Origin of the sequence: Tunturiibacter gelidiferens (genome assembly GCF_051013345.1) — a bacterium.
GTDB lineage: Bacteria > Acidobacteriota > Terriglobia > Terriglobales > Acidobacteriaceae > Edaphobacter > Edaphobacter gelidiferens_A.
Genome location: NZ_CP132939.1, coordinates 2274563 through 2293169, shown reverse-complemented (window position 1 = coordinate 2293169; position 18607 = coordinate 2274563). Strand labels below are relative to the sequence as shown.

At 56.4% G+C, this 18607-nt stretch carries 22 protein-coding genes and 2 pseudogenes; 17 read left to right on the top strand and 7 right to left on the bottom strand.

Translation table 11 applies throughout. The annotated features are described in order from the left end of the window. The first annotated feature begins 350 nt into the window (after positions 1-350). Positions 351-1826: a glycosyltransferase family 39 protein gene (locus RBB80_RS11395; protein ID WP_433968284.1), complete on the top strand. Its 1476-nt coding sequence runs from the start codon at positions 351-353 to the stop codon at positions 1824-1826. A 37-nt stretch (positions 1827-1863) separates the two neighbouring features. Here the strand turns inward: RBB80_RS11395 and RBB80_RS11390 are convergent, their stop codons facing one another. After that, positions 1864-2526 carry an HNH endonuclease gene (locus RBB80_RS11390; protein ID WP_433968283.1) on the bottom strand — a complete coding sequence of 221 codons (663 nt, stop codon included), beginning with the start codon at positions 2524-2526 and terminating at the stop codon, positions 1864-1866. 68 nt (positions 2527-2594) lie between these two features. On the opposite strand from RBB80_RS11390, the gene RBB80_RS11385 reads away from it, so the two are divergent. From RBB80_RS11385 to RBB80_RS11375, 3 genes are all read left to right on the top strand, one after another. Further along, a complete protein-coding gene (locus tag RBB80_RS11385) occupies positions 2595-3038 on the top strand; it encodes a redoxin domain-containing protein (protein WP_433968282.1) in 444 nt (147 codons plus the stop codon). Between the two features lie 233 nt (positions 3039-3271). Then, a complete protein-coding gene (locus RBB80_RS11380; protein ID WP_433968281.1) occupies positions 3272-3916 on the top strand; it encodes a carbonic anhydrase in 645 nt (214 codons plus the stop codon). Continuing rightward, a complete protein-coding gene (locus RBB80_RS11375; protein WP_433968280.1) occupies positions 3913-4827 on the top strand; it encodes a bestrophin family protein in 915 nt (304 codons plus the stop codon). The genes RBB80_RS11380 and RBB80_RS11375 overlap by 4 nt, the downstream gene beginning before the upstream one ends. Positions 4828-4876: 49 nt before the next feature. On the opposite strand, the gene RBB80_RS11370 is transcribed toward RBB80_RS11375, so the two are convergent. From RBB80_RS11370 to RBB80_RS11360, 3 genes and pseudogenes are all read right to left on the bottom strand, one after another. After that, positions 4877-5137, bottom strand: coding sequence for a hypothetical protein (locus RBB80_RS11370; RefSeq protein ID WP_433968279.1), 261 nt, complete (start codon positions 5135-5137; stop codon positions 4877-4879). 136 nt (positions 5138-5273) lie between these two features. Then, positions 5274-5612 carry a CorA family divalent cation transporter gene (locus RBB80_RS11365; RefSeq protein WP_433969619.1) on the bottom strand — a complete coding sequence of 113 codons (339 nt, stop codon included), beginning with the start codon at positions 5610-5612 and terminating at the stop codon, positions 5274-5276. Between the two features lie 31 nt (positions 5613-5643). Next, a pseudogene (locus tag RBB80_RS11360) lies at positions 5644-5796 on the bottom strand (CorA family divalent cation transporter); the annotation flags it as partial. A 283-nt stretch (positions 5797-6079) separates the two neighbouring features. Between RBB80_RS11360 and RBB80_RS11355 the strand changes: the two are divergent. Beyond that, positions 6080-6682, top strand: a complete 603-nt coding sequence (locus RBB80_RS11355) for a hypothetical protein (RefSeq protein WP_433968278.1) — start codon at positions 6080-6082, stop codon at positions 6680-6682. Then, positions 6655-6951: a hypothetical protein gene (locus RBB80_RS11350; RefSeq protein ID WP_433968277.1), complete on the top strand. Its 297-nt coding sequence runs from the start codon at positions 6655-6657 to the stop codon at positions 6949-6951. Before RBB80_RS11355 ends, RBB80_RS11350 begins: the two co-directional genes overlap by 28 nt. Before the next feature lie 105 nt (positions 6952-7056). Here the strand turns inward: RBB80_RS11350 and RBB80_RS11345 are convergent, their stop codons facing one another. Together RBB80_RS11345 and RBB80_RS11340 are read right to left on the bottom strand one after the other, a co-directional pair. After that, on the bottom strand, positions 7057-7797 hold the full coding sequence (locus RBB80_RS11345) for a JmjC domain-containing protein (protein ID WP_433968276.1): 741 nt from the start codon (positions 7795-7797) through the stop codon (positions 7057-7059). A gap of 326 nt (positions 7798-8123) precedes the next feature. Then, the gene (locus RBB80_RS11340; RefSeq protein WP_433968275.1) at positions 8124-8912 is read right to left on the bottom strand and encodes an ABC transporter ATP-binding protein; all 789 of its coding nucleotides are present in this window, start codon (positions 8910-8912) and stop codon (positions 8124-8126) included. Between the two features lie 24 nt (positions 8913-8936). Between RBB80_RS11340 and RBB80_RS11335 the strand changes: the two genes are divergently transcribed. The 5 genes from RBB80_RS11335 to RBB80_RS11315 all read left to right on the top strand — a co-directional run bounded on the left by RBB80_RS11335 (position 8937) and on the right by RBB80_RS11315 (position 13841). Next, the gene (locus RBB80_RS11335; RefSeq protein ID WP_433968274.1) at positions 8937-9542 is read left to right on the top strand and encodes a hypothetical protein; all 606 of its coding nucleotides are present in this window, start codon (positions 8937-8939) and stop codon (positions 9540-9542) included. 557 nt (positions 9543-10099) lie between these two features. Then, positions 10100-11383 carry a hypothetical protein gene (locus tag RBB80_RS11330; protein WP_433968273.1) on the top strand — a complete coding sequence of 428 codons (1284 nt, stop codon included), beginning with the start codon at positions 10100-10102 and terminating at the stop codon, positions 11381-11383. A gap of 73 nt (positions 11384-11456) precedes the next feature. Continuing rightward, entirely contained in the window at positions 11457-11864 is a 408-nt protein-coding gene (locus tag RBB80_RS11325; RefSeq protein WP_433968272.1) for a hypothetical protein, read from the top strand. Continuing rightward, positions 11864-12544 (top strand): C39 family peptidase, encoded by a 681-nt coding sequence (locus RBB80_RS11320; protein ID WP_433968271.1) that lies wholly within the window; start codon positions 11864-11866, stop codon positions 12542-12544. The genes RBB80_RS11325 and RBB80_RS11320 overlap by 1 nt, the downstream gene beginning before the upstream one ends. Before the next feature lie 16 nt (positions 12545-12560). After that, entirely contained in the window at positions 12561-13841 is a 1281-nt protein-coding gene (locus tag RBB80_RS11315) for a transporter (RefSeq protein ID WP_433968270.1), read from the top strand. Here RBB80_RS11315 and RBB80_RS11310 read toward each other — a convergent pair. After that, complete coding sequence (locus tag RBB80_RS11310; RefSeq protein WP_433968269.1) at positions 13747-14223, bottom strand: hypothetical protein; 477 nt, start codon at positions 14221-14223, stop codon at positions 13747-13749. The two genes, RBB80_RS11315 and RBB80_RS11310, sit on opposite strands and share 95 nt — an antisense overlap. A 139-nt stretch (positions 14224-14362) precedes the next feature. Between RBB80_RS11310 and acpS the strand changes: the two genes are divergently transcribed. The 6 genes and pseudogenes from acpS to RBB80_RS11280 all read left to right on the top strand — a co-directional run bounded on the left by acpS (position 14363) and on the right by RBB80_RS11280 (position 18413). Further along, entirely contained in the window at positions 14363-14833 is a 471-nt protein-coding gene (gene acpS, locus RBB80_RS11305) for a holo-ACP synthase (RefSeq protein WP_433968268.1), read from the top strand. 222 nt (positions 14834-15055) lie between these two features. Next, entirely contained in the window at positions 15056-15916 is an 861-nt protein-coding gene (locus RBB80_RS11300) for an MlaD family protein (protein ID WP_433968267.1), read from the top strand. Continuing rightward, positions 15916-16140 (top strand): hypothetical protein, encoded by a 225-nt coding sequence (locus RBB80_RS11295; RefSeq protein WP_433968266.1) that lies wholly within the window; start codon positions 15916-15918, stop codon positions 16138-16140. Before RBB80_RS11300 ends, RBB80_RS11295 begins: the two co-directional genes overlap by 1 nt. A gap of 196 nt (positions 16141-16336) precedes the next feature. After that, positions 16337-16777 carry a hypothetical protein gene (locus tag RBB80_RS11290; protein WP_433968265.1) on the top strand — a complete coding sequence of 147 codons (441 nt, stop codon included), beginning with the start codon at positions 16337-16339 and terminating at the stop codon, positions 16775-16777. 35 nt (positions 16778-16812) lie between these two features. Then, positions 16813-17564 (top strand): annotated as a pseudogene (locus RBB80_RS11285) (M13 family peptidase); the annotation flags it as partial. After that, entirely contained in the window at positions 17556-18413 is an 858-nt protein-coding gene (locus RBB80_RS11280; protein ID WP_433969618.1) for a M13-type metalloendopeptidase, read from the top strand. The pseudogene RBB80_RS11285 and the gene RBB80_RS11280, both read left to right, overlap by 9 nt. Positions 18414-18607: the final 194 nt, after the last annotated feature.

Genomic DNA, 18607 nt, shown 5'->3' with positions numbered 1-18607 from the left:
GGTGTGTCAAGTATAAAGCACAACATGTTGTGTTAGCTGTGCGAATACCCCTATTTACGCGGGGTTAATGTGTCAAAACGGTGAAAACCGCGGGTTTTACTGTGGATTTTGCATAATGTGGGCGCGGACGGCGGATTTAGTGTTCTGTAACAGAACAGTTTTGAGGGTAGGCTCGAACACGGGTAAGAGCAAGGGATGCTTGGTGTGGATGAGCGTGGAAATGTAGGAAAAGTGGACGGCTCATCCTCAGGAATCTGGGTGTCGTCGGCATCAAAAGACGGAACGGGGGTGAACCCCGTGTAATGTGTTGCGTAGCTTGTCGGACACAACGATCTAGCGCGGAGGGATTCTTGCTTCGAACGGGGAGTGGCTCGCGTGCGGCGACGCAGGCAGATAATTTGGCGCTGGTGGGGATCGCGCTGGTGGTGGCGGTCATCCACCTGATGACGAATGGGCGGTATGGATTTCACCGGGACGAGTTCCAGTTTCTGAGCGATGCGCGGCATCTGGATTGGGGGTTCGTTGCCTATCCTCCGCTTACGCCGTTTGCGGAGCGGGTGGGTTTGCGGTTGTTTGGGGTGTCGATGGTGGGGCTGCGGCTGTTTTCCGTGATTGCGCAGGCGCTGGCCATTGTGGTGACGGGGCTGACGGCTCGCGAGTTGGGCGGTGGACGGCTGGCGCAGGTGACGGCCGCGCTGGCGGTGGCGACCTCCGGGTTGCCGGTGTTTGAGGGGACCGAGTTTCAGTACTCCACGTTCGACTATCTGTGGTGGGTTCTGATCGCTTACTTCGTCATTCGGTTGTTGAAGACGGAGAACCCCCGATGGTGGCTGGCGATCGGAGTGTTTGTTGGCCTGGGGTTGATGACCAAGTACACGATTGTGTTTTTCATTGCGGGAATCGTGAGCGGAATGGTGCTGAGTTCGGCTCGCCGTTATTTTGCGAGTGCCTGGTTTTGGAGTGGAGTGGCGGTCGCGCTGTTGATCTTCGCGCCTAACATTATCTGGCAGGTGCAGCATGGATTTATCTCGGTGCATTTCTTGCAGCACATTCATGTGCGGGATGTTCGGCAGGGGCGCGCGAACGGTTTCGTGAGAGACCAGTTCAAGATCTGTGCGAATCTGGCGGCTGCGCCGTTGTGGATTGCCGGAGTGATCTGTTTTTTGCGGGAGAGGCGATATCGGATGCTGGGATGGATGTACCTGGTGCCGTTCGCACTGTTCCTGTTAGGCAAGGGGCGCGGGTACTATCTGGCGGCGGCGTATCCGATGCTGATGGCGATGGGTGCGGTAGCTGGGGAGAGATGGGTTGCGTCGCTTGGACGAGCGTGGCGGCGGGTTGTACTGGGGGTGGCGTTCGTCGGGATGGCGGCTTACGGAATTTTTGTGTACGCGATCATTGTGCCGCTGGCGGCGGATGGACCACTGAAACAGTTCGCGCTGAAGAACAATGGCGATCTCCGCGAGGAGCTTGGGTGGAAGGAGATGGTGGCGATGGTGGCGGGAATCCGCGATTCCTTCCCGCCGACCAACGGTCAAGCGTCGGCGTGTTTACGGGGAACTACGGGGAGCAGGGCGCCGTTGAGATTCTGGGGCCTGCGTATGGGTTGCCGATGCCGATCAGCAGGACGAACTCGGCGTGGCTTAGGGGTATCCTGCGGTGCCGCCGACGCCCCTGATCGTGCTGGGACTTTCCAAGGCTACTGCGGACAAGGCCTTTACGGACTGCCGAATGGTGGCGCGGATCGACAATCCAGAGGGTGTCGACAACGAGGAGAAAGGTGGGAGCGTGTTTGTGTGCGGGCCACCGCGGCTGCCGTGGCCTGAGTTTTGGAAGGAGTATCAGGCTTATGGATGAGCTGGACTAAGAGGCTCGGGTAAGGCGGAGGCGCTGGCGGAGCTGGGCAGTGGTTTCGCGATGGCAGAGGAGGCAGAGTGTGCGGATGTTGTCGAGGTCGCATTGGCCGCCGCCTTCGGCTACGGGACGAATGTGGTCGGCGTCCCAGAGGCTGCGGCGGGCGGTGATGGACTTCATGCCGTAGAGTCGTAGCCCTGCAGCGCGGGCGGAGCCTCGGGATCGTTTCAGGGCGTTATAGGCGGCGATGGTGTCGATGGCGCATACGTGGCAGATGCCACGGTCTCGGGCGAAGACCTGGTCGCGTAGGTAGCCGGGGTCAGTGCGGAGACGCCACTGGTGGACGCAGTAATCGCTGCAGAAGGTACGGCGGCGTCTGGAGATGATTTCAAGTTCGCACCAGCGACAGAGGGGCAGGTTGTTCGGACCGACCGGCAGAGCGTGGCTTGTGGTGCGGCCGCCGGGGAGGGTGCGTGGGATGATCACGATGCTTTGAGGATAGAGCCACGGATCGAAGGGCGGAATTGTTGAGACAGGTTCTGGGTGGTTGGCCTCGAGGGATGATCTAAGGCGATTGGAATGGCCGTTAGGCTGATCGATCTCGACGGCCGACCAGTGGGGCAAGCCGTGCGAGAAGCTGAGGTTGACCGGTCGAGTAGGGCTCGGCCTCAAGTAATTTGGTGCCGCGGGGCGTGATGTAGCGAGAGTTGGCTATGATCGTTGAGGTAGTGGAGGGTGTGATGTCCAGAACGCAGTCGACTATGGTCTCGCTGGGGAGTACGGCTCCGGCGTTTGAGTTATTGGATGTGGTGAGCGGGAAGGCTGTGGGTCGGGATGATGTGTTCGCGACGGCGTCAGAGGATGCGCGGGCAGACGCGGCAAACTGCTCGACCACCGGATGCCACGGGCTGCTGGTAATGTTTCTCTGTGTACACTGCCCGTTTGTGAAACACGTGGAAGAGGAGCTGGCGCGGATCGGACGGGATTACGAGGGCAGGATTGCGATGGCGGCGATCTCGTCGAACGACGTGGAGGCTTATCCGCAGGACGCGCCGGGGGAGATGAAGAAGCAGGCTGAGCGACTCGGCTTCCGCTTTCCCTATCTGTATGACGAGACCCAGGAGGTGGCGCGGGCATATAACGCGGCTTGTACGCCGGACTTTTTCTGTTCGATGCGGGGATGACGCTGGTTTATCGGGGTCAGCTGGATGATAGCCGGCCTCGCAGGGGGACTCGGGCAATGACCTTCCTGTGACGGGAAACGACCTGCGAGCTGCGATGGATGCGGTGATCGCGGGGAAGCGGCCGGATACGAATCAACGGTTCTCGATTGGATGCAATATTAAGTGGAAGGAATAGACTGCAGCTTGCATCACGCGGCGCGATGCGATCAATTGACGGCTTGAGAGGGAGAGATATGGATACTGTGCTGGATGTGTTGAAGGCGGGGATACGGAAATTCCGGATGGAAGTTTATCCCGAGAACAAGGACATCTACACCAAAGCGGCGAGCGAGCCACAGAAACCGCACGCTTTGATTGTGACTTGCGCGGACTCTCGAATTGATCCTGAGTTGATCACACAATCACAACCGGGCGATGTATTTGTAACTCGAAATGTCGGTAATCTGGTGCCGGCTTACGGGGAGATGCTTGGCGGCGTGAGCGCGGTGATTGAGTATGCCGTGACAGCGCTGAAGGTGCAGCACGTGGTGGTGTGCGGCCATTCCGACTGCGGCGCGATGAAGGGTCTGCTGCATCCCGAGGCCCTGGAGAAGATGCCGACCGTTAAGAGTTGGTTGAAGAATGCGCATGCGGCATTAAGTGTGGCGAATTCGCTGGCTGAACGCGATGAGAAGCCGAGTGTGCTAATGCGCCGGGTTACGGAGGAGAATGTTCTGCTGCAGATGCAGCATCTGCGAACTCATCCTTCTGTGGCTGGAGCGATGGCGCGCCAAGAGCTGACGATCTCGGGTTGGGTCTACGACATCGGCACCGGTGAAGTGAGGATCTCGGAGGATGGCGGCCGAGCGTTTGTGCCGGTCGAGATTGAGGGCGAATGATCGTTCCGCGCGGACGACAGCTTATGCCGATGCTCAAGTATGTCGGCACGCCGCTACTGCTGCTGGTTCTGTACGACCTTGCGGTGGTGGCTGCGTATAAGTTGTTGCACTGGGACTGGGTGGCGCTCCCGCATATTCCGTTGGCGCTCTTTGGATCCGCGATCGGAATTATCGTTGCGTTCCGGAATCAGTCTGCCTATGCGCGGTGGTGGGAGGCGCGGATTCTGTGGGGCTCGGTTGTAAACAATTCGCGGAGTTGGGCGCGGCAGGTGACGACCGGAATGCTCTCACTGAAGGGTAATGACGTCGCGGAGTTGAGCGCGATGCAGCGGCGGATGGTGTATCTGCAGATTGCGTTTGTGCATGCGCTGCGGCAACATTTGCGGAAGCTGGAGCCGTGGGCTGAGTTGGCGCCACTGCTCGACGAGCATGAGTTGGAGGCGCTGCGGGTGGAGAAGAATGTGCCACTTGCCATACAGCAGGTGATGGGGAAGTTGCTACTGGAGTGCCAGACGCGGGAGTGGGTGGACGCGTTGCAGTGGCGCGCTATGGACGAGAGTTTGAACGACCTGGCAGATGCGCAAGGCGGTGCGGAGCGGATCAAGAACACGCCGATGCCGAAACAGTACGACTACTTCCCCCAGCTATTTGTGCAGATCTACTGCGTGTTGTTGCCGTTGGCGCTGGTGACGAGCATGGGATGGTTTACACCGCTCGGTTCGACGCTGGTTGGGTTTATCTTTCTGGCGCTGGACAAGATCGGCCGGGATCTTGAGGACCCGTTTGATAACACTATCTTCGATGTGCCGATGACTTCGATTACGACAACGATTGAGGTGAATCTTCGGCAACTGCTGGGCGAAACCGCCTTTCCTGCGGCGACGACACCTATTGACGGCGTGCTTTGGTAAGCGTCGAACGCTGAGGCCCGGCCCTGCGCCGGGGCCTTTTTGAGGAACGTCAGGCATGAGAAGCGCCATCGGAGCCATGAAGTTTTACGAGTTTGTTGTAGATGCCGAGGAGGAGGAAGGGCGCGGCCCACTGGCCTACGAAGAGCGATTCGTGCTGCTTCTTAGCGGCCTGAAGACCGACAGAGATTGCCATGGAGCCGAGTGCCAACGCCAGATACACGGTAGAGGGCACCTGCGAGGTCACTTTTTCGATGGCTGCGGTTATCTGATCTTCCTGAACATCCCCTTGGCTTACACGATAGTCGGTCATAAACAAATCTCCCTGGCGGCTTTGCCGTCATACTCCAGAAGATGCAAGATAGTGGTCGACCGCAGGAATCTCTTTCGTGCGAGTTTTGCGTGGTCAACAGGCGTTTAAATTGCTTTGATGAGGTGGAGCCGATGAGCTAAAGCCAGTTCAGCTTGCGAAGGACGTAGAGGAGGATTGCGGTGGCCAGGATGGTTATACCGGCGACCCATTCGGCTCCGTTCGGAGAGTCTTCAAAGGGGAGACCTTTGAGATTCATACCGTAGATGCCCGAGATGGCAAGCGCGGGTAACGCGATGGTGCCGAGGACGGTGAGGACCTTCATGACTTCGTTTGTCCGGTTGGAGACCGAGGAGGTAGATGTCGAACGTGTTATTGAGGAGGTCGCTGGGTTTCGACCGAGTCGAGCAGACGCGCGATGTGATCGTAAGTGTCGCGTACATAGGGCTGATAGTCGGCGTCGAGATGGTGTTGGCATCGCGCTGGAGGTGGAGCGCGGCATCGCGTGTATCGACAAGGACGCGACGAAGGTCGATGAGTTCTCGCTTGATGGCGAAGACCGCCTGAAGGATCTCGGGGGAGGGATCGTCGAAGACTTTGTCCTCAAGCTGGTCGATGCGGTCGTCGAAGTGGTCGATCGCGGGGAAGTAGAGATCGACAATGGTGTCGAGGATGAGGGAGACGAGTTTTCCGGGTTGCTCGTCGTCTCCGTCCCGCCTGGCATGGGCTGGTACCAGGGCATGAGAGTTCCTTGTTTTGGTTTGCGCTTGGCCAGAGACCGGTTTCCCCAGTCCATCGTACTGCGGCTTGCGTCTATGATCTAGAAAATACCCTCAGATTCTGGAAAGCGAGCCCCGCCCCGTTCGTCTACTCGTGTTGCTGTTGGCTGCCTTTTGGCTTGATTTGAGTGCGGACTTCGTTCTAGCGCAGAGCACTGTCAGTGCGATGTCTGGGTATGATCCGCGACTGACGTTTGCGCCGCGCACTCTGCCGAATCCGGTGAATGGATACCGCTCGAGCAATGGTGCTCGGGGCCCAAACTATTGGCAGAATGAGGCGGATTACGAACTGCATGCGGCACTCGATACCAAGTCGAAGCAGTTGAGCACGACAGAGATCATTGCTTACACGAACAATAGCCCGGATGCCCTAACAAGTTTGTGGGTGCAGGTGGAGCAGAACATCTACAAGAAGCATTCACGGTCGCGTATCGCCAGCGGCGGAACGAGGCGTAGACGTGGCGGTGATGAGACGGGGCCGCCGCCTTCGACCGAAGGGTATGGGTTCGACTCCGTAGAGGTTGAACAGGGGAAGCAGACTACGAAGGTAGAGTATCTGGTAAGCGAGACGCGGATGCAGATTCGTCTGGCGACGCCGCTGAACGGACACGGCGGCGAGCTGAAGATTCACATCAAGTATCACTACGCGATACCCGGATCGTGGGGTTCGACTGGGCGTTCCGAAAGTACATCAAGGACTGGGCGTTCAAGCACCCTTCGCCCTCGGACTTCTTTCGCGCGATGGAGAGCGAAGGTGGCGAGGACCTGAGTTGGTTCTGGCGGGGATGGTATCTGAGCAACTGGAAATACGATGTCGCCGTCGATAAGGTCGAAGGATCGGTGGTGACGATCAGCAATCGCGGACAGTTGGTGCTCCCCACTCCGGTTAAGGTGCGCTTCAAGAGCGGTGAGAAGTTACGTATGACGTTGCCCGCGGAGACATGGATGCAAAAAGGAACGTACACGTGGACGCTTGAGAGTAAAGCGCCGATTGCTGAGGTGATCATTGACCCCGACCATATGTTGCCGGACGGATGATCGCAGCAATAATGTGAAAAAGATGGATTAGCCCGTCGTTTGTTGCCTAGGCAAGAAGAATCCCTGCCGTGGCAGGGATCCTTGACGTAGCAGAAGACTGGGGGCCTACTTGTGTTGCAGTCCCTTGAGTGTCTTGGTGATTGTTTTGGCTCCAGTAAAGACGGCCATCTTGGTGTTGTCGATGACTTTGCTCTTGCCTGGAGGTGTGGGGTTGAGACCGAGTTTGCGTAACTGATGATTGACGCGGAAGAGATCCCTGTCAAAGGCAACTGACTCGTAGCCGATGCTGAGCGACATGGAGGAAGTGGGGCCGCTCTCGACCATGTGCGGGAAGTGCATGGGGATGTGGACGCCGGTTCCGGGCCCCATATCGAAGCGGACGCCGCGCGACCTGATCTCTTCGCGGAATGCGATCTCGTTCTGCGCCCAATACTTTTCTATATCGAGGTCTTTGAGAATTTCTTTGTCGCTTCCATCGAAGATGTAGATGGTCTTTGTGCCCTGAATCTGAAGGAGGAAGCTGTCTTCGCTGTCGATGTGATATGGAGTGAACTCGTTTGGAGAGGTGAGGAAGAGCGTCTCCATGGGCGCACGATACTCCTTGCCGAGGTCGACGTGAGTGAGCTCTGAAAGCTCTTGCGTCATAGTTTCGAGGACTTTGTCGTACTTCGGCTGGGTGTGAATGAAGCTGAGCTTCATCCTCATGCGGCTAAGGTCGGAGTGGCGGAAGGCTTCCACCAGGCTGGCCTTGTGGTCCTCACTGCCCCACTCTCTGAATTTTCTATCTAGATAGAAGAAGCCAGATTTGGTGTTGTCGCGGCTCCAGATTTCGGCCAGCTTCTCCACCGATTGGGTCGAGAAGAGATCATTGGAGTCCAGGTTGTGAGAGAACAGAAAGGGCTTTCGCCTGAAGCAATTAGAGAATTCTTTTTCTGGTTGAAAGTAAGTGTGATTCACAGGACCCCCGGCAAATCGCTGCAATCAGAATCTAGTTGCGACAAGCGAATGGTACAGGGGAGCGACGATTTACTTCAATTTTAAAGTGCTGTACTGCGCGATTTATGCGGTACTTTACGGGGCTTGAATAAGTAACCAAATCTCTAGTTACTTTCCTAACTAGTAAGCCAGCACTAGTTACATCGCGACATTCAGATTTCTGACTAGAAGGAATATTAACGTGTAACGGTTTCTATATGTGTGATTTCGCCATCACGCATATGGAGGATGCGATCAGCAATCTGGGCTGCCTCAGGGTTGTGGGTGATCATCAGGACCGTCTGGTTGAGTTCGCGGCTGGACTGGCGGAGCATTTTAAGAACAGCGTCGGAGTTTTTGGTGTCCAGGTTGCCGGTGGGTTCGTCGGCGAGGACGATGGCTGGACGGTTGATGAGGGCGCGGGCGATGGCTACGCGCTGCTGCTCGCCGCCGGATAACTCGTTCGGACGGTGGTCAAGACGGCCCTGGATGCCGAGGATCTCGGTGAGGTGGGTAAGGAGAGGGCGATCGAGTTCTCGCTTGGTGGAGGCGCCCAGGTTAGCGATGTCGTGGGCGATCTCGATGTTGCCCATAGCCGAGAGGGTGGGCAGGAGATTGAAACGCTGGAAGATGAAGCCGATCTTGGCGCGGCGAGTACGGGTTCGCTCGGCGTCGGAGAGTGTGGCGAAGTCAATGCCATCGATGAGGACGGAGCCGGTGGTTGCTCCGGTAAGGCCGCCGAGGATGTAAAAGAGCGTGGATTTTCCAGAGCCGGAGGGGCCGACGATGGCGACGAACTCGCCGGGTGTGATGGCGAAGTTGACCTTGCGGAGAGCGGGCACCTCGAGTTTGCCGGAGCGATAGGTCTTGCCCAGGTCGCGGGCGAGGATGACGGGCGTCGCGGCGCTGCCATCGGGCGTCGAGTTAAGAGGCGTTGTGGAGAAGGAGTCGGGCTGGGGGGACAACGTGGAAGAATGAGGAGACATGTACGTATAAGAAGTCTATCGCGAATGGGGTGGGGAGTGAGGCTGACGGGGCTTTTGCTGGTTGGAGTGGGGGGCTGGACGGCACTGGGAATGGTGGGCGTTGGGGTGTCATGGCTGCGAGGCGAGCGGCTGCGAGTGCGCCGTGGAATCGCGTGGCTGGCTGCGGTTTGGGTGGTGTATCTGGCGGTGTTGATAGGAGTTTCGCTGGGACAGAAGCAGAGAGTGTTGGCGGTGGGTCAACCGCAGTGCTTTGATGAGATGTGTTTTACAGTAGCTGGGGTCGAGGAGGTGAAGGGGTTTTTGGTCCGTGATGGACGGCGCCTGGTGCGAGTGACTGTTCGGGTTACAAATCGGGGGCGGTCCGCCCAGAGCGATCCTTTGATCCGGGTTTACCTGACGGATGCGCAGCGGCGGCGGTGGGACGAGTCGGCTGGAGTCAATGGAGTGGGATTGAGCACGAGGCTGGCTGGAGGAGGCTCAGTGATAAGCGAGCCCGTCTTCAAGGTCGCTGGAGACGCAACAGGCCTGAGGCTGGTTTTGACGCACGGGTGGAAGCAGCCGGGAGTGTTGGTGATTGGTGACTCGGACAGCGTGCTGCACCGCAAAACAGTGGTCGAACTTGGACGCTGATCGAGGACCTCGATGCTGGAGATTAGGACGCGCGATAGAGTAAAGCCGCATACGTTACGGCGGGAGCGGACCAGAGGGTTACGACCGTGGCAGACGCTTCGAGAGAATTGTTTTCTCGATATTTGCAAGTTGCTGCATGGTGTCAAACGAGATACGCAGAATCCCCTGTGGAATGCGGGGAAATAAATTGGCACTTAAATTGCACGTAGCCTAACGTCGGAAGTCTGAAAGATACTTCTGAAACGGGCTCCATCTGTCGCGCACTATCTGTTGCAAGACAGAGATGACATTCATATTGACGGGCTTCATGCACGAACTACATTACGAACGCGATCGGCTTGAACGACAATCTCATCGCATGCGTCACTACGCTTTTTACGTTTTGCGCTGGTTTTATTCAGCCTGAGTTGAAGCCTTAATCCGAACATTTACGCGATGTTCCCACTGCGTCCGCTCTCTTCCGTGCGCCCGCACTGTGGTGCGTCAATTTTGTCCCCTATGCGGCCGGCCTTGCTGCGTAGACGGTCGCGCTCGTCAACAATGCCCAGGAGGCAGACGTGAATAAAATCATTTGCACTCTCGTTACCGCATCGGTTCTTGTCGGCGGCTCCGCTTACGGCCAGAACAAGACCAAACCAACGAACCATAAACAGGCAAAGCAGGCGCTGCTTGACAATCAGATGGACAAAGTTACCGCTGCCGGCGAAGAGAACTCGTCGATCGCCGCCAATAACTCGACCGTGACTGAAAACAACACAGGCACAGTGAATCTCGCCGGAACCGCGTTGATGGGCGCCAGCGGCATCAACATCGTGAGCTCGACCGACGCGCTTGTTGCCAATGGCGTGAATGTATACGACAGCAGCGCGTTGACCAATGCCTCAACCAAACCAACCGATGTGTCGCAGGCCAACAGTATCTCGCAGGATAGCTCATCGACAGCCACTCTCGATGGCTACAAGCGGGGAGCAAATAGCCAGCTGAAAGTTAGCAAGAGCTCGAATGTGAGCAAGATGAAGAGCTCTACGTCGAGCCTTAACGCTTCGCTGAATACCAGCACGACTGATAGCTTTGCTAAGTCGAATGACCTGACCAAGAGCAAGAGCTTTACTGACACCTTCAGCAATGTGAAGTCGGCGGCCGCAACGTTGAACGCTGCCGAAATGGCTTCAGATAGCGCAAACAGCACATCGGCCTCCGATGCCACCGCCAATAACTCCACGGCGGCGACAGGCGGCAGCGCTGCTACAACGGGCAACTCGACGTCTAACAACACCTCATCGAGCGGCGGAAGCACCTCGGGAACAGTCGGCACTGCGATGAGCACCACGAAGGCTGCTAACGGTGGAAGTGCATCTAACGCTACCGCCGACAACTCAAACACCAATACGACGGCCTCGAACAACACCGCTTCGTTGGCAGCTACCTTAAACCTCTCTTCGAACAAGAGCAACAGCGTTTCAAAGATGTCGTCTTTGACTCACAACAAGAGCGTGACGAACGACTTCACCCACAGTCTGGCAACAACCCTTGCGACGACTGAGTCTGACACAAAGTCCTTCACGGCGGTGAGGAGCAAGTCTGTAAGTGAGGATATAGAGGGCGCAGTCAGCTTCGATTCAGCTGCCGCGAAGAACATCGCCGTTGATGGATCGACCATTAGCGACACCAATACCTACAGCGTGATACTTGCCGGTTCGGCAGAGCAGAATGCGAAGGCATTGAACATCGTCAACGCGGCCGGCGGTATGGTTGCCAATGGGCTGAACATTGCCCATACGACAAACCTCACCACCATGCCGACCCTTACCCAGGTCAACAGCATCTCGCAGTCTCGCTAAAGACGGCCGCAGGAAGGGGCTCTCCAACCAGGGAGCCCCGACCTACGCTTCTCTGTGGCATCAAGGAGGATTTATGCGTCGTCTTTTCGTGATTGCGAGTCTTGCGTTGCTGACCCAAGCAGGACTTGCCCAGACAGCACGGCATACTCCCCAACCGTTGAACGATGCCGCTATGGATCGGGTCACGGCAGCGGGTGTTTCAGCAAGCTTGTCGAATGGAGTCGTGCAGTTCCAAGGATCGGCGTCAACTGCCAACGGTCTAGTGACAGGTGCTGGCACGCTGCAGGTGCTGACCGGTCCGCTGACCTCAACCACTAACATGGGCACGCTCACGTTGAATGGCAGCGCGCAGCAGAATCTGAGTTCGCTAGTCAACATCAACGCGGTGAACTCCAACATCAATGTGCTGCTGAACCTAAACGTCAATCTGAATTCGACGGTAGGGACCATTGTGCAGTCCAACCTGACTGGAAAACACTGATGAACTGCTTGCGATCGATACTTACTGCTGGATTGGCGAGTCTTGTTCTCTTCCCTGCCCCCGTACGCGCCCAGAAGACGGGAGAAGCGACGGGGATGCAGGGAAGCAAGAACATTCGAAGCATGAAAGAGATTCGCGATGAGGGCGTGGTGAAGCAGCGTTGGGACGTGAGTTGCGGCGCCGCGGCGTTGAGCACACTGCTTACTTATGACTTCAAGGACGATACGCCTGAGACTTCGATCGTGGTCTGGCTTCTTCATCGCGTGGATGCGAAGCGCGTGCGTTCGCGTGGCGGATTTTCGCTGTTGGACCTGAAGCACTTTTCCGAGGCGCGGGGATACCACGCGGAGGCCTTCAGCGGCATGTCGATTGAGGATCTGGCGCTGGAGAAAACTTCGGTGATCGTACCGATACGAGAGAAGGGCTTCGATCACTTTGTGGTGGTGAAAGGCTTTGTTGCAGGGCATGTGATTCTGGGCGATCCGGGCTTCGGCAATGTGACGATGCGAGTCGACCGGTTTCAGACTTTGTGGAAGAACGGGATCGTCTTCGTGGTTCATCCACCAGACGACCGAATGATTGGAGACAAACGTCTTCCTGTGGCCGCACGGTTGGTACCGGATGAGTCGCTGATATCGCGCAAGATCGGAGTTACGGCTCCGAGCAACTATTTGTACTGAGGGGAAAGGCGGCTCGATGTTGCGGCGAAGAGTTCTACCAGGCATTGTGTTGTTGCTGGCGGCCGTGGAATCGCTCCCGGCCCAGACGACACCAGCTAAAGATCGGCCGCAGACGCAGGAAGTGGCCAAAGCTGCAGCTCCGATGAAAGACCCGGTGGATTTGAAGCTGCAGGAGGCGCTGCGAGAGCGCGATGCGATCATCCGCAACTTGCTGGAGCGGGTAAATGAGCTGGAATGGCGCGTCAACGGAGGATTTACTACTCCGGCCAAGGTTGATGAGCGTCCTGCTTTGCCCGCCAGCTCGACCAGTCGCGTGATCAATTCAGTGGTGTCGACCTCAACCTACGACAGCACGGAGCGGCAGGCGACGGAGGCTCTCGACCAGGCGTTGATCTTGCGCGGCGGATTGCTGCTGCCTTCCGGGACTCTGGAGGTCGACAATACGACTTCTTATTTCAGCGCCTCGTCTGACCATGTGACGGTGAATGGTTTCGCGCTGCTGCCGGTGTTAGTCGTGGGCGATATCGCTTCGGAGCGTATTCGGGAGGATTACCTGCTGCCCAACTTTACGGCCAGACTGGGGCTGCCGCATAAGTTCCAAGGCGACTTTACGATTCCCTATGGTTATGAACTGATCCGGACGGTGGATGCGAACAATATCCAGACCTCTTCGAGCAGCTTTGGACTGGGCGATATCTCTGCCGGCCTCTCCAGGCAGTTGACGAGCGAACATGGAAAGGTTCCCGACATGCTGGCGAATGTGCGCTTCAAATCGACGACCGGGAAAGATCCCTACAACTTGCAGAGCAGCGCGGTGGCGCTCGGAACTGGGTTCAATGCGCTTCAGGGAAATCTGACTCTGTCGAAGTCGAGCGACCCGGTGGTGTTCTTTGGAAATCTTTCGTATACGGCTAATTTGCCAGGCAACCATACCGTTTCGGCGAACGATCCCACCAACCCTTCGGCAACGATGGTGGGACACTTCAAGCCGGGTGATGCGGTGGGCTTCCAGATTGGGTCAATCCTGGCGCTGAATCCAGAGGTATCGATGACGCTGGGCTGGGATCAGCGGTTTACGCGCAGCACCACGTTGAACGGGGTGGATATCCCGGCGTCGTATCTGGTAGAAGGGGCGTTGCGGTTGGGAACAACCTACGTATATGCACCAGGGCGAACGATCGATCTGAGCTTTGGCGTGGGGCTCACGCCGGACACGCCGAACCTGCAGTTCTCCGTGGGTGTACCGTTTCGGTTTGGGTTGTGGGGGCCGAACAAAAAGAAGCTCGACGTGCACTGAGACTTGTGAAGGATGATTCAGGCGCACTCCCCGCGGAGAGAAAGAGAGACTGGAGGGTGGCATCTTCCAGGAAGCTAATCTCCAGACGGATGGTGATGATCTGGCCGAGGTCGGCCGGGGTGGTGAGGTTTTTGCGACACGTGCAGAGGTGAGTAAAGCCGAGGTGGCCGGCACGGGTGAGTTCGAGGCCCGAAGAGATGATGGAGGCGTAAAGGTCGATGACGGCGCGAAGCTGGATCTCGACGCGGAACTCCATGGTGGTGGGCGAGAGGGTTTTGCGGTTGAGGATCCATCCTCCGCAGTCTGCGAAGGCTGAGGTGAGCGAGGGCAGGAGGCCTTGGCGCTCTTCGTAGCTGAAGCCCTGAATATCAAGCGATTGCATGGGAATGTTGAGCCTCTGCCGATCGAAGTGTGCTTGCCGATAGGGTGTTCATCGGAAGGGGAAGCGCGAAGCGTGAGTCTCTAGTGCGGTACTCTGGTCATGTGGCGCTTGCGGTTTGATAATGTTGAAAAGAGATGACTTGCGATATCACTTCGAAACTTTGCGATTCGGCAGCGGTTTGTCTACTTTTAGTTCCATGACGAAGGAGATAGCGGCAGCGAGGTTCTTTATGGTGCTGGGCGTGGGAACGGATTTGATAGAGACGAAACGGATCGAGGAGAGTATCGACCGGTACGGCGAGCGGTTTCTGGAGAGGGTTTTTACTCCAGAAGAGATCGCCTACTGCATGCGCAAGAAAAAGAATGCCGCAGAGAGCTTTGCGGCCCGGTTTGCAGCGAAGGAGGCCGGTGCGAAGGCCCTCGGGACCGGAATCAGTCGAGGGATTACGTGGAAAGAGCTTGAAGTGCGGCGCCAGACGAGTGGGAGACCCACGCTTCACCTGAGTGGGAGGGCGGCAGAGTTGGCTGGGGCGATGGGCGTGCACAGGGTACAGTTGAGCTTGACCCATAGCCGGGAGTTGGCGATGGCGATGGTGGTCGTTGAGGACTAGACCGCAACGGGTAGCGGAAGTTGAAACCATTAGAGTGGTTTGGGCATCCATAAGAGATCAAGCACTTTAGCGCGACGTGACTCCCTGTGCTTTTCCTGAGGTGATTGGTTGGGAGGGTAATGTATTCTCCTAGTTACTGACACCCTGATTGCGCTACAGGTGGGAGGCGGCGGTGTGACGCCGTGGCAGTGAAGTTTTGCAAAAAGGTCTTAAAGGAGAGCTATGCCCAGCCAGCAGGAGGTCCGGTGGTCGCAGTTGAAGGTGGGCGTGATTGTACTGATTTCGACAGTGGTGCTGGTGACCCTGCTGTTTCTGATGACGAGTTCATCGGGTCTGGGAATTTTCTCGCATAAGCTGACGGTGGTGACGTTCTTCGAGAACTCGGCCGGGCTGAAGACCGGTGCGGCAGTGAACCTGGAAGGCGTGACGATCGGGACGGTGAAATCTGTGACGATCGACAACTCACCAGAGCACAAGCTGACTCCGGTGAAGGTAGTGATGAAGATGAACGAAAAGTTCGCCACCAATCTGAAGAAAGATTCGAAGGCTTCGCTATCGACGGTGGGAGTGCTGGGCGATACGGTGGTGGATATCAATAGCCAGTTTGCCGTCGGGCCCCCGCTGCAGGACGGTGATGTACTGAAGACTCTGGAGACGCCTAGTTTGACCGATGTCGTGAAGGCGAGCCAGGGAACGATCGAGAGCTTGAATGTGATTCTGGCGAAGATGAACATCATTGTCGACAACATTCAGTCCGGGAAGGGCTCGGTCGGGCAGCTGATCAATAATCCCGATTTGTACAACAAGGCGAACAATACCGTCGATGAGCTTTTGAAGCTGGAGAAGAATATTAATGCGGGTCGCGGGTCGATAGGCAAACTGATGACCGACGACACGTTGTACAACCGGCTAAACGGCACTGTGGCGAAGCTACAAAGTATCGCCGAGGGGATCGACAGCGGCAAGGGCACGGCGGGCAAGCTGATAAAGGACGATACCCTTTATAAAAATCTGAACTCGACTCTTGCACACGCGAACTCGCTGCTGGCCGATGCGGACGCTGGCAAGGGGGAATTGGGCTGATGCTGAAAGATCCCAAGTTTCGCCAGGATCTGAGCAACACGCTGACGCAGGTAAACACGCTGGTGACTGGAGTGAACGATGGTCGGGGTACGCTGGGCAAACTGGTGACTGACGATGCCGCCTACACCAACTTGAACAAACTGCTGGTGGCCAGCACGGACTTGGTAAAGACGATCCGAAGCGATCCGAAGAAATACCTGACGATCCATCTGAAGATCTTTTAGAGAAAATGCAGCAACGAGGGTGACGGGTTTGGGCTTTGGCCTGAGCCCGTTTTTTCTGCGTTTTACGGACCCCGAAACTTTGCGATACAGTGTCTCGTCTCTGTAGAACCGCTGAGAGTTGCGTTTTTGAGTAGACGAAGACTCGTCTCGCTCTTTGAATAGTTGCTCTTTATGGAGAGTTCTTGTGAGGAGAGAGATGATTTCTAAGTCTTTTGCAAGTCTGCTGATACTGTCTACGGGAGTGTGTGTCGGGCAGGGGTTTACGAACGCAGATGTAGCCGGTGGGCCGACTTCGGAGCCGAAGCAGCCAATCATCTTCGACCTATCCGCAATCGATAAGACAGTTGATCCTTGCACCGACTTCTATCAGTACGCTTGCGGCAATTGGCTGAAGAAAAATCCTATACCCGCAGACCAAGTACGGTGGGGAAGGTTTAACGAGTTGGCGGAACGAAATAATTATTTGCTGTATACGGAGTTGAGGGCAGCAGCCGATGCTCCGAAGACTCCCCTGCAGCGAAAGTACGGGGACTACTTCGCCGCGTGCATGAACGTTGATCTGGCGGACCAACTGGGAGTGAAGCCGTTGAAGCCAGTATTGGCGGTGATTGAATCGTTGAAGAACAAAAACAACTAGCGACGACTGTCGCAGAGTTACAGAGAACATATTCTGTGGGCGTGTTTTATGGGTTGAATGTGCAGCAGGATCAGAAAGACTCGAGTCAGCAGATTGCGACCGCCATCCAAGGGGGCCTTTCGCTGCCAGACCGGTCGTACTATCTGACCGAAGATGAGAGGAGCCAGAAGCTGCGGGATCAGTATGTCGAGCACGTCGCGAAGATGTTCGTACTATTAGGCGATGCTCCTGAGAGAGCTGCGGACGAGGCTAAAAGTGTAATGACCATCGAGACGGCACTCGCCAAGGGCTCAATCGATCGCGTCGAGCTGCGAGATCCGGCGAAGGGGTACCACATTATGTCGAGGCAGGACCTTGAGGCACTGTCACCCGATTATGACTGGCAGGCCTATTTGCAGGAAGTCAAGATCGGAGAGTTCAGTACTCTGAATGTCGCGACGCCGGACTACTTCAAGACGATGAATGTAGCGATCGATGCGGCGAGTTTGGATTCGATTAAAAGCTATCTGCGCTGGCAGGCGTTGAGGACCGCTGCGCCAGCTTTGTCGAAGGCATTTGTGGATGAAAACTTCAACTTCTTTTCAGCGACGCTGCAAGGCCAGAAGGAGCAGGCGCCACGTTGGAAACGGTGTACGCATACCACAGACGCGGCACTAGGCGAGGCCGTAGGACAGGACTGGGTGAAACAATACTTCCTCCCGACGCGAAAGCCAACATGGACAAACTGGTTGCGGCGCTCGAGCAGGCGCTGAGACAGGATATTCAACAGCTGCCATGGATGAGCGATGCGACAAAGCTAGAAGCGAAGGCAAAGCTGGATGCGATTCGGAACAAGATCGGTTATCCGGAAAACTGGCGCGACTACAGCACACTGACGGTGAAGCGTGACGACTATCTCGGAAACGTGGAGCGGAGTCAGAGTTTTGAGCGGGCGCGGAACTACGCCAAGCTGGGCAAGCCAGTCGACGAGAAGGAATGGACTATGACGCCGCCTACGGTCAATGCGTACTACAGCCCTCCGAATAACGATATCAATTTCCCTGCCGGTATTCTGCAGCCTCCTTTCTTCGACAACAGCAAAGATCCAGCGGTAAACTTTGGCGGCATCGGCACTGTGATCGGGCATGAGATGACGCATGGTTTCGATGACCAGGGATCGAAGTACGACCCGAAAGGGAATGTGCGGCCGTGGTTCACAGCGGAGGACCGCGCGAAGTTTACCGAGCGCACCGATTGCGAAGTGAAAGAGTATGACGGGTTCAAGGTTGCCGAGGGACAAAACCTTAACGGGAAGTTGACGCTTGGCGAAAATACAGCAGACAATGGCGGGATTCGGATTGCATTCCAGGCGCTCGAAGCATCTCTCACGCAACAGGGAGCCGCTGCTGAGCCAGGGTATGTTGATGGGAAGCGTGATGGATATACCGCGCAGCAGCGCTTCTTTATCACCTTCGGACAGCTATGGTGCCAGAATCAAACGGAACAGAACGCGCGTGTGCTGGCCAAGACGGATCCGCACAGCACAGGCGAGTGGCGGGCGAAGGGTACAGTGCAAAACTTCGATGAGTTCGGCAAGGCCTTTGGCTGTAAAGCAGGACAACCGATGATGCTGGTAAACTCCTGCCGCGTCTGGTAGAGGATAGAAGTGAGGCAGAGGTCCGGGCTGCGGCCCGGTCTTTTTGTGGCTGTTTTATGCCGGTGAAGTTGGCAGTAACCATGGCGTGGTGACCTTGTGGGCGAAGGATAGACCAACCAGAATGAGTTGCATAAGTGGCACAAAGTCGCGACAGCTTCTACAATAAGCGAAGGAATCGTACCCTACAGAGTTGC

Bases quoted from the DNA above. Each gene is read 5' to 3' on its own strand.
- RBB80_RS11280 (WP_433969618.1), top strand. From the start codon at position 17,556: ATGAGCGATGCGACAAAGCTAGAAGCGAAGGCAAAGCTGGATGCGATT.
- RBB80_RS11340 (WP_433968275.1), bottom strand. From the start codon at position 8,912: ATGTCTCCTCATTCTTCCACGTTGTCCCCCCAGCCCGACTCCTTCTCC.
- RBB80_RS11365 (WP_433969619.1), bottom strand. From the start codon at position 5,612: ATGCCAACACCATCTCGACGCCGACTATCAGCCCTATGTACGCGACAC.
- RBB80_RS11370 (WP_433968279.1), bottom strand. From the start codon at position 5,137: ATGACCGACTATCGTGTAAGCCAAGGGGATGTTCAGGAAGATCAGATA.
- RBB80_RS11375 (WP_433968280.1), top strand. From the start codon at position 3,913: ATGATCGTTCCGCGCGGACGACAGCTTATGCCGATGCTCAAGTATGTC.
- RBB80_RS11355 (WP_433968278.1), top strand. From the start codon at position 6,080: ATGTCTGGGTATGATCCGCGACTGACGTTTGCGCCGCGCACTCTGCCG.
- RBB80_RS11315 (WP_433968270.1), top strand. From the start codon at position 12,561: ATGTTGCGGCGAAGAGTTCTACCAGGCATTGTGTTGTTGCTGGCGGCC.
- RBB80_RS11350 (WP_433968277.1), top strand. From the start codon at position 6,655: ATGGAGAGCGAAGGTGGCGAGGACCTGAGTTGGTTCTGGCGGGGATGG.
- RBB80_RS11380 (WP_433968281.1), top strand. From the start codon at position 3,272: ATGGATACTGTGCTGGATGTGTTGAAGGCGGGGATACGGAAATTCCGG.
- RBB80_RS11325 (WP_433968272.1), top strand. From the start codon at position 11,457: ATGCGTCGTCTTTTCGTGATTGCGAGTCTTGCGTTGCTGACCCAAGCA.
- RBB80_RS11300 (WP_433968267.1), top strand. From the start codon at position 15,056: ATGCCCAGCCAGCAGGAGGTCCGGTGGTCGCAGTTGAAGGTGGGCGTG.
- RBB80_RS11320 (WP_433968271.1), top strand. From the start codon at position 11,864: ATGAACTGCTTGCGATCGATACTTACTGCTGGATTGGCGAGTCTTGTT.
- RBB80_RS11290 (WP_433968265.1), top strand. From the start codon at position 16,337: ATGATTTCTAAGTCTTTTGCAAGTCTGCTGATACTGTCTACGGGAGTG.
- RBB80_RS11335 (WP_433968274.1), top strand. From the start codon at position 8,937: ATGGGGTGGGGAGTGAGGCTGACGGGGCTTTTGCTGGTTGGAGTGGGG.
- RBB80_RS11295 (WP_433968266.1), top strand. From the start codon at position 15,916: ATGCTGAAAGATCCCAAGTTTCGCCAGGATCTGAGCAACACGCTGACG.
- RBB80_RS11310 (WP_433968269.1), bottom strand. From the start codon at position 14,223: ATGCAATCGCTTGATATTCAGGGCTTCAGCTACGAAGAGCGCCAAGGC.
- RBB80_RS11385 (WP_433968282.1), top strand. From the start codon at position 2,595: ATGTCCAGAACGCAGTCGACTATGGTCTCGCTGGGGAGTACGGCTCCG.